Annotated in this window: 16 protein-coding genes; 6 read left to right on the top strand and 10 right to left on the bottom strand. The window is 51.3% G+C overall.

The annotated features are described in order from the left end of the window. The first annotated feature begins 105 nt into the window (after nt 1-105). Both tcuC and AC1UKS_RS08085 read left to right on the top strand, forming a co-directional pair. A complete protein-coding gene (gene tcuC / locus AC1UKS_RS08090; protein WP_482436901.1) occupies nt 106-1401 on the top strand; it encodes a tricarballylate/proton symporter TcuC in 1296 nt (431 codons plus the stop codon). A gap of 15 nt (nt 1402-1416) precedes the next feature. Continuing rightward, a complete protein-coding gene (locus AC1UKS_RS08085) occupies nt 1417-2223 on the top strand; it encodes a substrate-binding domain-containing protein (RefSeq protein WP_482436356.1) in 807 nt (268 codons plus the stop codon). Here the strand turns inward: AC1UKS_RS08085 and psrA are convergent. From psrA to AC1UKS_RS08070, 3 genes are all read right to left on the bottom strand, one after another. Continuing rightward, the gene (gene psrA, locus AC1UKS_RS08080) at nt 2198-3097 is read right to left on the bottom strand and encodes an L-proline-binding transcription factor PsrA (RefSeq protein ID WP_482436355.1); all 900 of its coding nucleotides are present in this window, start codon (nt 3095-3097) and stop codon (nt 2198-2200) included. The two genes, AC1UKS_RS08085 and psrA, sit on opposite strands and share 26 nt — an antisense overlap. Nucleotides 3098-3268: 171 nt before the next feature. Then, nucleotides 3269-3745 (bottom strand): nuclear transport factor 2 family protein, encoded by a 477-nt coding sequence (locus tag AC1UKS_RS08075; RefSeq protein WP_482436354.1) that lies wholly within the window; start codon nt 3743-3745, stop codon nt 3269-3271. A gap of 59 nt (nt 3746-3804) precedes the next feature. After that, nucleotides 3805-4374, bottom strand: a complete 570-nt coding sequence (locus AC1UKS_RS08070; RefSeq protein WP_482436900.1) for a TetR/AcrR family transcriptional regulator — start codon at nt 4372-4374, stop codon at nt 3805-3807. 106 nt (nt 4375-4480) lie between these two features. Between AC1UKS_RS08070 and AC1UKS_RS08065 the strand changes: the two genes are divergently transcribed. Then, nucleotides 4481-4933 carry a GNAT family N-acetyltransferase gene (locus AC1UKS_RS08065; protein ID WP_482436353.1) on the top strand — a complete coding sequence of 151 codons (453 nt, stop codon included), beginning with the start codon at nt 4481-4483 and terminating at the stop codon, nt 4931-4933. 67 nt (nt 4934-5000) lie between these two features. On the opposite strand, the gene AC1UKS_RS08060 is transcribed toward AC1UKS_RS08065, so the two are convergent. After that, complete coding sequence (locus tag AC1UKS_RS08060; RefSeq protein WP_482436352.1) at nt 5001-6017, bottom strand: NADP-dependent oxidoreductase; 1017 nt, start codon at nt 6015-6017, stop codon at nt 5001-5003. 89 nt (nt 6018-6106) lie between these two features. Between AC1UKS_RS08060 and AC1UKS_RS08055 the strand changes: the two genes are divergently transcribed. Beyond that, the gene (locus AC1UKS_RS08055; RefSeq protein WP_482436899.1) at nt 6107-7009 is read left to right on the top strand and encodes a LysR family transcriptional regulator; all 903 of its coding nucleotides are present in this window, start codon (nt 6107-6109) and stop codon (nt 7007-7009) included. Between the two features lie 121 nt (nt 7010-7130). On the opposite strand, the gene AC1UKS_RS08050 is transcribed toward AC1UKS_RS08055, so the two are convergent. The 3 genes from AC1UKS_RS08050 to AC1UKS_RS08040 all read right to left on the bottom strand — a co-directional run bounded on the left by AC1UKS_RS08050 (nt 7131) and on the right by AC1UKS_RS08040 (nt 9173). Further along, nucleotides 7131-7436 (bottom strand): cupin domain-containing protein, encoded by a 306-nt coding sequence (locus AC1UKS_RS08050; protein WP_482436351.1) that lies wholly within the window; start codon nt 7434-7436, stop codon nt 7131-7133. A gap of 231 nt (nt 7437-7667) precedes the next feature. Further along, the gene (locus AC1UKS_RS08045; protein ID WP_482436350.1) at nt 7668-8408 is read right to left on the bottom strand and encodes an SDR family oxidoreductase; all 741 of its coding nucleotides are present in this window, start codon (nt 8406-8408) and stop codon (nt 7668-7670) included. A 285-nt stretch (nt 8409-8693) separates the two neighbouring features. Next, the gene (locus AC1UKS_RS08040; RefSeq protein WP_482436349.1) at nt 8694-9173 is read right to left on the bottom strand and encodes an OsmC family protein; all 480 of its coding nucleotides are present in this window, start codon (nt 9171-9173) and stop codon (nt 8694-8696) included. Nucleotides 9174-9342: 169 nt separating this feature from the next. Between AC1UKS_RS08040 and AC1UKS_RS08035 the strand changes: the two genes are divergently transcribed. Continuing rightward, nucleotides 9343-9984, top strand: coding sequence for a GntR family transcriptional regulator (locus AC1UKS_RS08035; protein ID WP_482436348.1), 642 nt, complete (start codon nt 9343-9345; stop codon nt 9982-9984). A gap of 198 nt (nt 9985-10182) precedes the next feature. Here AC1UKS_RS08035 and AC1UKS_RS08030 read toward each other — a convergent pair whose 3' ends face one another. From AC1UKS_RS08030 to AC1UKS_RS08020, 3 genes are all read right to left on the bottom strand, one after another. Beyond that, the gene (locus AC1UKS_RS08030) at nt 10183-10671 is read right to left on the bottom strand and encodes a type II toxin-antitoxin system YhaV family toxin (protein WP_482436347.1); all 489 of its coding nucleotides are present in this window, start codon (nt 10669-10671) and stop codon (nt 10183-10185) included. Nucleotides 10672-10696: 25 nt separating this feature from the next. Beyond that, the gene (locus AC1UKS_RS08025) at nt 10697-11023 is read right to left on the bottom strand and encodes a type II toxin-antitoxin system PrlF family antitoxin (RefSeq protein ID WP_482436345.1); all 327 of its coding nucleotides are present in this window, start codon (nt 11021-11023) and stop codon (nt 10697-10699) included. A 166-nt stretch (nt 11024-11189) separates the two neighbouring features. Beyond that, a complete protein-coding gene (locus tag AC1UKS_RS08020; protein ID WP_482436344.1) occupies nt 11190-11837 on the bottom strand; it encodes a DUF1028 domain-containing protein in 648 nt (215 codons plus the stop codon). 121 nt (nt 11838-11958) lie between these two features. Between AC1UKS_RS08020 and AC1UKS_RS08015 the strand changes: the two genes are divergently transcribed. Beyond that, nucleotides 11959-13545, top strand: a complete 1587-nt coding sequence (locus AC1UKS_RS08015) for an ABC transporter substrate-binding protein (RefSeq protein ID WP_482436343.1) — start codon at nt 11959-11961, stop codon at nt 13543-13545. Nucleotides 13546-13559 lie beyond the last annotated feature (14 nt).

The following is a 13559-nucleotide window of genomic DNA, read 5'->3' as shown; positions in this document are numbered from 1 at the left end:
AACGCATCGGTTCATGAGTTTATTGCGCTTATTTAGTTGGTTTTCCTCCTCCAGTCTGAAGTCACAAGGCGCTGTAAAAGTGTCACTTATAAACTGGAGATAAACATGCATACCTCTAACGCCCCCATGACGACTCGAACAAGATGCGGCGCGATACTGCGCGTCACTTCTGGCAACTTTCTGGAGCAGTTTGATTTTTTTCTGTTCGGTTTTTATGCCACTTACATCGCCCATACATTTTTCCCGGCCAGCAGTGAATTTGCCTCGCTAATGATGACCTTCGCTGTCTTTGGCGCGGGCTTTTTAATGCGTCCTGTCGGCGCAGTCGTGCTGGGCGCGTACATTGATAAGGTCGGCAGGCGTAAAGGGCTGATTGTGACTTTGTCGATCATGGCCGCCGGAACATTCCTGATTGTTCTTATTCCGTCCTATCAAATGATTGGCCTCTGGGCGCCGTTGTTGGTGCTGTTTGGTCGCTTATTACAAGGGTTCTCAGCGGGAGCAGAGTTGGGCGGCGTATCCGTTTACCTGGCAGAAATTGCCACGCCCGGTCGTAAAGGCTTTTACACCAGCTGGCAATCTGGCAGCCAACAAGTGGCCATAATGGTCGCCGCGGCCATGGGCTTCGCACTGAATGCTGTCATGGAAGAAAGCACCCTTCGCGAGTGGGGATGGCGCCTGCCCTTCCTGTTCGGCTGCCTGATCGTACCTTTCATCTTTTTTCTGCGCCGTAAACTGGAAGAGACCGAAGAATTCACCGCCCGCCGTAACCACCTGGCGATGCGTGACGTGTTTAAAACGCTTTTAGCAAACTGGCAGGTCGTGATTGCTGGGATGTTGATGGTCGCCATGACCACCACCGCGTTTTATCTGATCACGGTTTATGCCCCCACCTTCGGTAAGAAAGTACTGATGCTCAGCGCCTCTGACAGCCTGCTGGTGACGTTGCTGGTGGCGATATCTAACTTCATCTGGCTACCGGTAGGCGGTGCCCTGTCAGACCGCTATGGGCGTAAGCCGGTGCTGGTGACCATGGCGCTGCTGGCCCTGGTGACGGCCTATCCGGCACTTCACCTGCTGGCTGAAGCGCCCAGCTTTTCCATGATGCTCACGGTGCTGTTGTGGCTGTCCTTCCTGTACGGTCTCTACAACGGTGCCATGATACCGGCATTAACAGAAATCATGCCAACGGAAGTGCGGGTTGCCGGATTTTCTCTGGCCTACAGTCTGGCAACCGCGGTGTTTGGCGGGTTCACGCCGGTTATTTCAACCGCACTGATTGAGTACACCGGCGATAAGGCCTCACCAGGTTACTGGATGAGCTTTGCTGCCGTATGCGCATTACTGGCGACCTTATATCTATACCGTCGCAGCGCGCTATCACTTCAAACTGCAGGTTAAACCAGGGATCACGTCATGCAAAAAATTCATCTTTCACTCCTCGCCTCGCTGTTTCTTTCTTCTGTCAGCACGGGGGTGGCTGCCAGGGACGTCACCGTCATGATTTCAGGCGGGTTTAAAGCCGCACTGGAAAAACTGGCCCCGCAATTTAAAGCGGAAACCGGTGACAATATTATTTTGATATCCGGCCCCTCTATGGGTAAGACGCCTCAGGCGATCCCAGCGCGTCTGGCCCGTGGAGAAAATGCTGATGTGGTGATTATGGTGGGTGATGCGCTGAGCAATCTGGAAAAGGATAACTGGCTTCTGCCGGGCTCGCGCGTGGAATTAGCCGACTCATCAATTGGTATGGTCGTCAAACAAGGTGCCCATGAACCGAGTATTAAAACGGATGCCGATCTGCGCAATACCCTCTTGCAGGCTAAATCTATTGCATATTCTGACAGTGCCAGCGGCCGCTATATCAGCAGCCAGCTGTTCAAAAAATTGGATATAGAAGACAAGGTGAAAACGAAAGCGCATATGGTACAGCGCATTCCGGTGGCATCCGAAATCGCTAAAGGGAACTATGCGGTCGGCTTCCAGCAAGTCAGTGAACTGCTTCCTGTGCCGGGAGTGACCTTTATTGGTGAACTCCCTGAAGATGTGCAGTACGTTACCCGTTTTGCCGGTGCGGTGATCGCCAAATCTCATCACGGACAGGAAGGCAAAGCGTTACTGAAGTTCCTGTCTTCGACTGAGGTGCAAAAAACTATTCGCGCTACCGGAATGAGATCCGTGACGGCTGAATTACCGGTTAAACAGCATGATACTGTTCAGTGATGAGCTTCTCCAACTCCGCTGCAACGTAGGACTGCATACGTCCACTGCGTCTGATGAGGCCAACCGTGCGCTTCACCACCGGCTCTGTCAGGGGAAGGTGAGTCAGCAGATGATGCTCTGAGGTCGGCATCGACATAGCGGGTACGGCAGCAATACCGACACCCGCTTCAACCATACCCAGCATGGTGGTCACATGTCGGGTTTCGCAGATACTGGGGCGCTCAGGAACGATGTGCCCCAGCATCTTATCGAGCAGGTTGCGGTTACCGGACGTCTTATCAAGCTCAATGTAATCCTGTTGATAAAACTCTCGCCAGGTCAGGTTTTTTTTACTGGCTATCGGATGATCACGCCTGCAGGCAGCGACGTAGACATCGCCTGTTAGCGGTATAAATTCGATATCAGGTTGCAGATCTTTTGCAAAACAGATGCCGAAGTCAGCCTGACCACTGGCAACCGCTTCAATAACATTACCTGCACTGCTATCGATAATCTTAACGCGTACCCGTGGATAGCGAGCCTGGAAACGGCGGATAACATCCGGCATAAAATAGTAGGCTGCCGATGGCACCGTGGCGATAGTGACCAGCCCTACCCGATCCTGACTCACCTTATTGATGTCGGCTAATACTCCCTCAACATTGGCCAGTAGCTGATCTGAACGTTCAGCAAAGGTCTGTCCATAAAGTGTCAACGTCACACGCCGGGTGGTTCTGTTGAACAACTTGATTCCCAGCGCAGTTTCCAGCTTTTCTATCCTGCGGCTCAATGCTGACTGTGAAAGACAGATGGACTCTGCGGCAAGCCGAAAATTACTGTATTCAACCAGCGCTCGGAAGGCATAAAGATCGTTGAGATCAAAATTTACGGGCATAGCAGCAAACAATCCTTTTTTAATTCCCCTGATGCCTGCATTTCCGCCCACATCGCGAGGGTGTTCTCATTTTCAGCACGATACAGGTTCTGCAGACTAATCGAATTCGTTGGGCATTGGCATAATTACAGGCTAATGGGGCAAAGTCAGCTTTGAACAAAGCCCGACAAACTATAAACCCAGTTCCGACAGACCCGGATGGTCATCCGGGCGACGGCCCAGAGGCCAGTGAAACTTGCGCTCACTTTCCTTGATAGGCATGTCATTGATACAGGCAAAACGTCGTTGCATCAGGCCATCTGCTTCAAATTCCCAGTTTTCATTCCCGTAAGAGCGGAACCAGTTACCAGAATCATCACGCCATTCATAAGCGAAGCGGACAGCGATTCTGTTGCCGTCAAACGCCCACAACTCTTTAATGAGACGGTACTCAAGCTCTTTATTCCACTTACGGGTGAGGAATGCCTTTGCTTCTTCACGATTATTTGCAAACTCGGTTCGGTTGCGCCATTGGGTATCCAGTGAGTACGCCAGCGAGACTTTTTCCGCATCGCGGCTGTTCCAACCATCCTCAGCAAGCCGAACTTTCTTCGTCGCCGATTCGCGAGTGAATGGCGGAAGTGGCGGACGAGTTTGTGTATCAGACATGGTATAGCCTCCCGTAAATTAGGATATCTCAGTAGAAACAATTTTATGTCACTCAGGCATTAAGGAGAGACAGACTCCAGCAAGTGTTTCGCTACCTCGCCAGCACTGTCGGCCGCACTGCTATCGCCCATCACATATGACATGGTGATCGCGCCCTCAATCAGAATAAATAACTGCCTGGCCAGAACTGCAGGTTGCTCAATGTTTAATTGCCCGGTGAGTTCACGCGTGTAATCCAGTAATTTTAGTTTATGCAGCTTCGCTATCTGGCGAACGGGATCGGTATGATCACCCACTTCTCCCGCGGTATTGATAAATGCACAGCCTCGAAAGCCTTCTGACTCAAACCAGCTTCTGAGCACGGTGAACATATTCAAAATGCGCGCCTGAGGCGTATCAGCTTTATCAGATTCCGTTCGGAACCAGCACATCCAGCGTTCATCACGTTCTTTCAACGCGGCGGCGGCCACATCATCCTTGGTCGCGAAGTAGCGATAAATACTTTTCCTGGCTACCCCCGAGGTCTTAACCAGAAGGTCCATGCCCGTTGCATGGATACCGTTCCGATAAATCAATTGCTCGGCGGTGGTGAGGATTTTTTCTCGGGTATCTGTTGGCTTTCTGTTCATGAATTGAATGGTAGAATGATCGTTCTCCATGATCAACAGTTTTCTCAAAAAGAAGGTTAAAGTAAGATGCGTTAGGTTGGTCACACTCATCCTGCAGGGTATAACCATGATAAAAGTAGAGAAATCAGATCCATTTTCTTCGGATTCCCTTCGCCTCATCGAAATGCTTTCAGCAGAACTTGCCGCGATTACTGGTGACAACGGTAAAAGTCATTTCACCGCTGAAGCAATGAGTGATAACAAAGCGTTATGGGCATTAGCAAAGAATTCTCAAGGCAAAGCTATAGGATGCGGTGCGATACGGCCATTAACGCCAAATATAGCCGAGCTTAAAAGAATGTTTTCAGACCGAAGTGTGTCTGGGGTTGGCGGTGCCTTACTCACTTTTCTGGAAAAATCTGCAAAAGAGAGGGGATATATCGAGCTCAGGCTGGAAACGCGACGCATCAACTATCGGGCCGTCAATTTCTACGAGAAAAATGGTTATTTCCGTATTGAGAATTACGGCCCATATATCGGTAGGACAGACGCTGTCTGTTTCTCAAAGGCATTGCGCTGATTGAATAAATTGGATCTGAGGTCCGCTTCTGGCATTAAGCAGCCAATGCAGTAACGGAAAGCGATCATCAAAAGTTAGTGAGCACGATCTTGCCCTGAATGCTCCCCAGTGCAGCACGCTGATGAGCAGCGGACGCCATGGCTAATGGGTAAGTGCTGTCAATAACAACCCGGATAGATCCCTCGTCCAGAAGGCTGCCGGCAGCAGCCAGTTGCGCACCATTTGAGCGTACCTGCGTGATTGAAACCGTAATGTTCTTTCTGAGCGCCTCCTCCTGTCCGGCAAACCCCAGAGGGTTGACGAGAAATAACGCGCCTCCCGGTTTGATACACGTCAGGAAGCGCTCCATGTTTGCACCGCCAACGGCATCAATCACAAGATCGACATTTTTTACCGCGGTTTCGGCTGCAATTTTGGTGTAGTCAATAAACTCATCAGCCCCCAGCTCACGCATTAGCGCCTCATTTCGGGATGAAGCTACGGCGATTACTCGCGCACCTTTCCACTTGGCTATCTGTACCGCAAAATGCCCAACGCCTCCACCGGCACCGTTTACCAGCACCGTCCGGCCTTCTAATGGGACAGGTGTATGCCTGAAGGACTGAAAAGGATTGGGGGCATCGTGCCCCAGCTCGACAAGGAACTGCCAGGCAGTAAGTAACGACATCGGCGCACCTGCAGCCTGAACATGACCGATACGTTGGGGTTTCATTGCCAGCTCTGAGGAAGGTACGCTCACGTAGTCAGCATAGGTGCCGCTGCCCTGCATTACCCCCTGAGGAAAACGCACCATAGAATAAACCTCATTGCCGATGGTGAATTCCGACACATCCTCACCGACGGCTGCAACTACGCCTGATATGTCTGTTCCCAGAATGAGCGGAAATGTCGAGTCAGGCCACCATTCAGGCGGGAGCGCCCGGTAACCGTCGCGCAAATACCAGTCCGGTGGATTAAGGCCGACCGCATGTACTTTAACGAGTACTTCATTGCTTTCCATCACAGGACGGGTTGTCTCGCCATACTGCAGGTTCTCAGGCCCACCAAACGCATAAAGCTGTACCGCTTTCATCATGTCAGTCATCACAATCTCACTTAAAGTTAATCAGATGACAGATGATAAGCCTGAAATCTGACATTGATAATCAGGTTGAATTTCGCTTTAATTGTGCCATGAAGGAACAAATAGGTTTTGAAAGACTCACAGGTTTAATTGCATTCGCTCGTGCTGGCGCTCTCGGCAGCTACACTGCTGCTGCCCGTTCCCTGTCAGTTTCACCTTCAGCAATCAGTAAGAGCATCCAGCGGCTGGAGATGCATCTCGGCATTACCCTGTTTACCCGAACGACACGTTCGCTGGTTTTAACTGCAGAAGGCCGTGAGCTTCACGAGCGGGCGTTACGATTGCTACAGGATGCTGACGAAATTGAGCAGATAGCAAAACGCTCTCGCGCGGAGCCCGCAGGGACACTGCGTATTGCGGCATCGTATCCGATCGGTCTGCATATGATTGCTCCTGCACTTCCGCAATTCTGCGCGCTTTATCCAAAAGTAAAAATTGACCTGCGGTTGAGCGACCGCGTAATCAGTATCGTGGATGAGAGCATTGATATTGCCGTCCGGCTTGGCGATCTTGACGATTCAAATCTTCTGTCGCGCCGTCTCTCGCCTTACCGGCTGGGGTGTTACGCCTCGCCTGAATATCTTGCCAGTTGCTCTGCCCCTGAAAATCCAAACGACCTCATGAGCCATAAAACGGTAAACCTGCGTTTTCAACAAACAGGGCAGCTTTTTCGCTGGCCTTTTCAGGTTGGGGAACGGGAGACAGAGATTTTGCCATCGTCAGATGTTGTTGTTGATGCCAGCGAAGCCGTACTGGCCTTAGTTGCTGCAGGAGGCGGAATAGGAATGGCGACGAGTTTTATGGCTGATTCATGGGTAAAGAATAAAAGACTGGTTCCGATCCTGACCGGTTTCGCTGTTGAGCGACATAATATTACGGCACTCTGGCATGAAAGCCGACGGTCTAACCCGGCCGTTCGTGCATTACTGGATCATCTTATTGATCATTGTTAGGCGGGCTTTGAGTATGGGATTAAGGCCCACGGGATTGATACATTGCTTTGATACATTATTGGCTATCACCAGCCTCCCCTGCCAATAATGAAGACACTGTGCCAATCAGGCCAAAGACAACCTACTCTTCGGGTAAATCTATAATCACCAGCGTGCCAGAACTGCCCGTTTCCACCGTATGAGGAACGCCAGCGTTGGCTATATAAAGCTGACCTGACGTAACGGTGATTTTTTCATCCTTCACGCTCAGTTTCAGACGACCATCGATGACGAGTAATCCCTCGTCATACTCATATACCTCCTCTGTTACTGAACGCTCATCCATACGGACCACTTTGAGATTCGCTTCCCCAATACGGCCTAAGATTTGAGAGCGCCAGGCTTTCGGTAATGCATCTGCTTCAGTTTTAAGATCATAAAGCGGCATAAGCTCATTCCTTGTGATGTTCACTAAACACTTTTATGCCATATAAATTGCCTGTCGACATATAACAAATAGAAACAATCACGTTGAAAAAAGGATATACCGATTGCTCAATGCAGATAGTCATTCTGTAGTGGCAAACTCCGTTTAATGGCCGCTTTAATCAAAAGCGGACCTTTCATTAAAAACGCTGATGATCTTAGGCCAATAACTTTTCAGAATTCTGATTGTTAATCAGTAATGAACCAGTCCGCCGTCAACAGCATACTGGCTGCCGGTCACGTAGGATGCATCGTCGGAAAGGAGGAAGAGTGCAACCGCAGCGGCTTCTTCGGCTGTTCCGACTCGGCCCAAAGGAACCTGACTCACCACAAAATCCTCGAACTGCTGACGAGACTCTTCAGGCATAAAATGTCTGAAAATGGTCTCAATCGGACCCGGTACCAGTGTATTGGCGCGAATGCCGCGTTCAGCCAATGCAGATGCCCAGCTTTTAACCATCGCCACAACGGCGCCTTTCGTTGCTGCGTAGAGGCTGGTCATTGCCGCACCTTCATAAACAGATGAAGACGAGGTGACAAGAACCGAAGCGTTGGGGTTGAGTGAATCGGACAATGCTGCCAGCTGTAGCATCGGGCCACGGACATTCGCGTTCATCATGCGGTTAAACGCATCTGCCGTGACAGATTCCACAGAGCCTACCTCTGCGAAGCCAGCATTAAGCCATAACCCATCCAGCGAGCCCCAGCGGCTTATCGCTGTCTGCAACGCACTTATGTCTGCTTCGCTTGCCGCATCGCTTTTCAGAATAAGCGATGTGTCAGGCAGCAGGCTGCGGGCACGCTCCAGCCTTTCTTCATTGAGCCCTGTAATGGCGACATGACCACCTTCCCTGACAATGCGTTGAGCACCTGCCAACCCCATACCGCTGGTACCGCCAGTAATCAGTATGCGTTTCCCCTCAAATCTGCTCACGTTTACCCCCTCATTTGTCTTTAAAATCATCAATTACTTTAGGCAAAATGAACATCAGCCGTCATCTGTTTCCACATGAAACTATGAATTTCGGTTTCGACATCTGCCTGGCACTAAGCGGACAGCTGAGTTGAGCATTGTCCGCAATGAGCGAGGAGCAGACATCATGTTGGCACAAAAACCCTTAGTCTTTGCCTCGCTAATCACGTTGATTCAGCCAGACGCCTCTCACTGTTGCTGATTACCTCTTACAGAGCAGGCAAAAGCATAACGAAGGCATCCTAATCAACTGGAAGGTAAATGACTGATGATAAATTCAGGTTCATAAAAAACAGGAAAATTAACTGATCTTGCAATAAAACAGACTTTATGAATTTCATGGTGAATAGCCGTTGCAACATCGAGATTTATACCCGCCTGAACCGTAATTTTTGGCCTGAGTATGGCTGAAATAAAGCGACCTGCCCCCCCCTTTAAAACCTCACCTGTAGCTACCGGTGAATCTTCATAACCCATTACAGTAATGCCAGCATCGGAGGCGAGATGCAGATACCACAGCATGTGGCAGGCAGAAAGAGAGGATATCAGGAGATCTTCAGGGTTCATTTTACCAGGGTCGCCGCCCAGCAGTGGGTCGTTTGAGCAATGTATGGTTTCCTTTCCGGTTATGGCGATATCCCATGTTCGCGCATATGACTTATAGCCCGATGTGCCTGTGCCCAAATTGCCTGTCCACGAGATATGTGACGTATAAACATGTTCCATTGATTTGCCGAACCTCTCTGAATGATGAAGCTATAGATTAAAAGTTGCGAAGCATCGGCCACTTTTCTTGATTCGTAATGAACGATATGGGCATCTACCAACAAGGTTGTCATAAAAGCTGAGTTTATGGAATAATGGTATACCATTTATTTTATCCAAAGCAGATTCTATGAGCATAGTTTTTCAATCAACCGCTGACATGCTTGCCCTGGAGCTAAAACGTTTAATTAACAGCGGTTCATTGCAGGATGGAGATCGCCTAATTGAAAGGGACCTTGCCAGCCAGTTTTCTGTCAGCCGTATTCCCCTGAGGGAGGCTATACAGCAACTTCAGCGGGAAGGTTTAGTTGAGGTTTACAGAAACCGTGGAGCGGTAGTAAAAACACTTTCTGTCACCGATGTGGATGAAATTTACAAGCTCCGGGCTTTGATGGAAGGAGAGGCTATTTTTCAAAGTATGCAGTACATCGATTCTGAAACGATTAAACGTGCAGAGCTTGTCCATAAACTTCTGGGGAGCGCGTCGGACCCCGTTCAGCAAAGTTTATATAATCGGGAGTTTCATGAACTGCTGTACCGAAAGTGTAAAAATCAGCGTCTGCTGAAGATGATAAATGAGTTGCAGCAACAAATTGAAAGATATGAGATTTTTCAGCTTCGCTTAGTCAGGGACACCGCTAAATTTCAGGTAGATCATGATCATATTTTAAGCGCCTGTCAGCAGAACGACCCAGCCGGTGCGCGCGAATATACCGTCAAACACATCCTTTCAGCAGGGCTGACTCTGCAATCTTATATTCTCGGCCGTTAAATACCTGCGACATATTGATGCTAAAAGTTAGCGCAACTGAATCGCAGCAACGTCCGCTCTTGCCACCAAGCCGCCACTTACAGCTCTTTAGATAAAAACTCGCTCCGAGCCGACTTTTTCAGACTGATTCTGGCTACCCTTGGCTTGCAGAGAAAATTTTTGAACGATCAAAACATAAAGCGAAGCGTATAAACCGCCTTAATATTTCCGAGAAATATCGCTGTTTATAACCCTGGCGTCGGTTTGGCAATGCTTCAGCAGCGCATCCCAGTCATCAGGGGGTTCCCCAGACGTCAGCATCCGTTCAAATACCGTATAGGCATCTGTTTTCGAACCATAAGCGCGAAGCGTGCCGAAGTCATTTACCCAGCCAATAATGATGGTTCTGTGGGGCACGCTGAAGCGGAAGAATAACCGAAACTGCTGCAGGAATTTAACGCGGTACCAGTGCCGGTAATCCTGGCCTAAGATATTGCCCTGCCGAAAGTGGGTGTCCAGCGGATTGGCCGGGATCACGCGAGTGATGATTTGTTCAATCGCCGCCAGCAGCTTGGTTTCTTTCTTTTTGTGAGAACCCTGAGGATCCTTTTGTTTCAGCGCCAGAACTTTATTTTGAAGTTCAGCCAGCTGCATCAGAAAACAGGAATGAAAATAGAATTTCCATCCATTAATCTCCAAATACTCCATGTCGCCTCCTGCTCCATGTTGCCTGCTACTCATCGTCAGTCAGCAGCCCGTTTAAATCGACCTCAACGCCAGCAGTCAGTTGCTGGATCCCCACCCAACATTCACGTGGCACTGCATGGATATGATGCGGGTTGGTCATCATGTCGTTTTCAAGGAAAGCCAGAAACTGCGTGACCACCGGATCTTCCGCTTCTTCTTCCCGCCGTGACATAACGACTTTACCACCGGGCAGCAGAGCGTATTCAATGAATTCTCCCGGCTTCAGTTGCAGCGCATCGCGAATCGCTGCGGGAATGGTGGTCTGGCTACGCTCAGTGAGTCGGGACTCCGCGCGCAGAGACACGTCTGCCATCTTTACATTCATTATATTTTTCTCCTCGACGCCTACCCACTATCGGGACGCGGATTATCAAACCGCCTGGCGTCTTCAAGCCTGTATGGAGCGTAATGCATCTGCATTGTGCAATGCAAGTGCATTACTGGCTATTTTTTCAGCGCCCTGGTTCTGCACGCGTTGATTAAGGCTGCCCCTTGGGCAGCGCGGCAAAGAAGTCCGCATGGCTCGGCTGGCCGATTTGCTGCAGGATTTCTGCCAGCGCCGCCAGCGGTGCATCGTTCCAGTCTGCACGAATATCGGTGGTGGCGTATTCACGGTCATGCCAGACCTGGAGCGCAGCCGATTTCAGTCCACGGCGATCGCCACCCGCCGCGGCTCCGGCGCACATCGCCGCCAGCAACCGATCGGCAAAGGGCAGCGCTGACTGCTGCTGATAAACGCCCATCATCTCCTGCAGCGTGTCGGGCCCGGTCAGTAAATTTCCTCCGACCGTGCAGGCCGTCGATTCAAGGCTGCCGGCAAATTCGCCACACTCGCCGCCCGTCCAGTGCGCGATGCCGCCAAGACAATCGACGATCATCAACTGCCTGCGCGCGGCCTCGGGATCGTCATCCAGCAAGGTACGCATCACCTGCGCAGCACCCTCGCCTGCTTTAAGCAATGCCAAACCGCGCATCCCATACAGCGGATTGGTCATCGCCTGGGTGGCGATGGCGCCGGTTTGCGCGCGGCCATGGATCACCAACGCCCCGACGGCGGGCCCGGCGGTAGCGGTTGCCACGCCCAGCGCGCCGGTCTGTGGATCGCGTGCGACGATTGAAAAAGTCATCCCGATTCCTCGCGGTCAGATCTAATTTATATGTATAAATTATTGCAATATTGCTTATTTATACGCATAAATAAAAAACACAACAACGCTTATTCTTTCACCTGTTGCTGAAGAGGCCGTGATGCTGAGTGCGATAACCGGAAATTTGTTAAGCAGAAAATGGCTGCCCGCTTTAGCGCTTCTGACCCTGCTGTGGCTGCCCGCGTTGCAGGCGAAAACCCCTGCCGATGCGCTGTTAATCGGCCAGGTTGCAGAACCGCAGTCGCTGGATCCGCAGGTGGCGACGGCGGCGAATGACTCCCGCATTCTGGTCAATATCTATGACGGGCTGGTGCGCAATGGCGAAGGCAAGCTGGATATCGAACCAGCGCTGGCCACCAGTTGGGAGATCGCCCCGGACGGCCGGACCTATCGCTTCAATTTACGGCAAAACGTCCATTTTCAGGACGGCACGCCGTTCAACGCCGAAGCCGCCAAATTCACCTTCCAGCGCATGTTGGAGGATAAAAATCCGTGGCACAACACCGGCCCCTTCCCGCTGTCGTTCTTTTTCTCCTCGATAAAATCGATAGAAACGCCCGATCAGCAGACGCTGGTGTTTCACCTCAGCGAGCCTTTCGCGCCACTGCTGTCGAACCTGGCAACACCGACCGGGCTGATCGTCTCGCCTACTGCGGTAAAAAAGTACGGCAAAGCGTTTGGACGCCATCCGGTCGGCACCGGCGCGTTCACCTTTAGCGAATGGCAGCCGAACCAGCGCGTGGTGATTAAAGCGAATCCCGGTTACTGGGATGGCAAGCCGGCGGTAAACAACGTGGTGTTCCGCCCAATCACCGACGGTAATACGCGGGTGGCGGAAATGCTCTCCGGCGGCATTGATGCGATGGTGGAAGTGCCGCCCGACACGGTGAAATTGTTTAAGGAGAAAAGCAATCGCTTCCGTCTGTATGAAACCACCGGCCCGCACGTCTGGTACGTGATGCTGAATACCCAGGTTCCGCCGTTTAACGATCGCCGCGTGCGTCAGGCAGTCAACTACGCCATCAATAAACAGTCGCTGGTCGATAACATCCTGCAAGGCTCTGCCAGCGTGGCGGATGGCCCGATACCTTCCGCATTCGGGTGGGCAGCCAACAAGGCGGTCCAACCCTGGCCGTACGATCCGCAGAAAGCACGTCAGCTGGTGAAGGACGCCGGAGCCGAAGGCGCCACCCTGACCTTTTATGTCACCGAAGGCGGGTCGGGGATGCTGGATCCACTGCCGATGGCCACCGCCATTCAGGCCGATTTAAAAGCCGTCGGGCTGAAGGTCAATATTCAGAGCTATGAGTGGAATACCTATCTGGCGAAGGTCAATGCAGGGCTGGATAACCACACCCAGATGGCCGAAATGGCGTGGATGACTAACGATCCCGACACCTTGCCGTTCCTGACCTTGCGCACCGATGCCTGGCCGAAGAAAGGCGGATTTAACTCCGGCTATTACAGCAATCCTCAGGTCGATCGGCTGCTGCAAAAGGCGCGACTGACCACCGACACGGCGGCCAGAGCCAGCCTCTACCGGCAGGTTCAGCAAATTGTGCATGACGATGCGCCGTGGATTTTCGTCGCCAACTGGAAGCAGAACGCCGTGACCTCCACGCGCATCGCGCACTTTGCCCTGCAACCCAACTTTAACCTGTTACTCAACCGGGTGACCAAACACTGATTTCAGAGCGGAGC

The organism is Erwinia sp. AK-PDG3-5 (genome assembly GCF_056821705.1).
The sequence above is the reverse complement of the archived record's forward strand: the minus strand, read 5'-3'. Positions and strand labels throughout refer to the sequence as shown.

What these genes read in the sequence shown, in the direction of transcription:
- tcuC (WP_482436901.1), top strand. Translation starts at nt 106, where the DNA reads ATGCATACCTCTAACGCCCCCATGACGACTCGAACAAGATGCGGCGCG.
- AC1UKS_RS08085 (WP_482436356.1), top strand. Translation starts at nt 1,417, where the DNA reads ATGCAAAAAATTCATCTTTCACTCCTCGCCTCGCTGTTTCTTTCTTCT.
- psrA (WP_482436355.1), bottom strand. Translation starts at nt 3,097, where the DNA reads ATGCCCGTAAATTTTGATCTCAACGATCTTTATGCCTTCCGAGCGCTG.
- AC1UKS_RS08075 (WP_482436354.1), bottom strand. Translation starts at nt 3,745, where the DNA reads ATGTCTGATACACAAACTCGTCCGCCACTTCCGCCATTCACTCGCGAA.
- AC1UKS_RS08070 (WP_482436900.1), bottom strand. Translation starts at nt 4,374, where the DNA reads ATGAACAGAAAGCCAACAGATACCCGAGAAAAAATCCTCACCACCGCC.
- AC1UKS_RS08065 (WP_482436353.1), top strand. Translation starts at nt 4,481, where the DNA reads ATGATAAAAGTAGAGAAATCAGATCCATTTTCTTCGGATTCCCTTCGC.
- AC1UKS_RS08060 (WP_482436352.1), bottom strand. Translation starts at nt 6,017, where the DNA reads ATGACTGACATGATGAAAGCGGTACAGCTTTATGCGTTTGGTGGGCCT.
- AC1UKS_RS08055 (WP_482436899.1), top strand. Translation starts at nt 6,107, where the DNA reads ATGAAGGAACAAATAGGTTTTGAAAGACTCACAGGTTTAATTGCATTC.
- AC1UKS_RS08050 (WP_482436351.1), bottom strand. Translation starts at nt 7,436, where the DNA reads ATGCCGCTTTATGATCTTAAAACTGAAGCAGATGCATTACCGAAAGCC.
- AC1UKS_RS08040 (WP_482436349.1), bottom strand. Translation starts at nt 9,173, where the DNA reads ATGGAACATGTTTATACGTCACATATCTCGTGGACAGGCAATTTGGGC.
- AC1UKS_RS08035 (WP_482436348.1), top strand. Translation starts at nt 9,343, where the DNA reads ATGAGCATAGTTTTTCAATCAACCGCTGACATGCTTGCCCTGGAGCTA.
- AC1UKS_RS08030 (WP_482436347.1), bottom strand. Translation starts at nt 10,671, where the DNA reads ATGGAGTATTTGGAGATTAATGGATGGAAATTCTATTTTCATTCCTGT.
- AC1UKS_RS08025 (WP_482436345.1), bottom strand. Translation starts at nt 11,023, where the DNA reads ATGGCAGACGTGTCTCTGCGCGCGGAGTCCCGACTCACTGAGCGTAGC.
- AC1UKS_RS08020 (WP_482436344.1), bottom strand. Translation starts at nt 11,837, where the DNA reads ATGACTTTTTCAATCGTCGCACGCGATCCACAGACCGGCGCGCTGGGC.
- AC1UKS_RS08015 (WP_482436343.1), top strand. Translation starts at nt 11,959, where the DNA reads ATGCTGAGTGCGATAACCGGAAATTTGTTAAGCAGAAAATGGCTGCCC.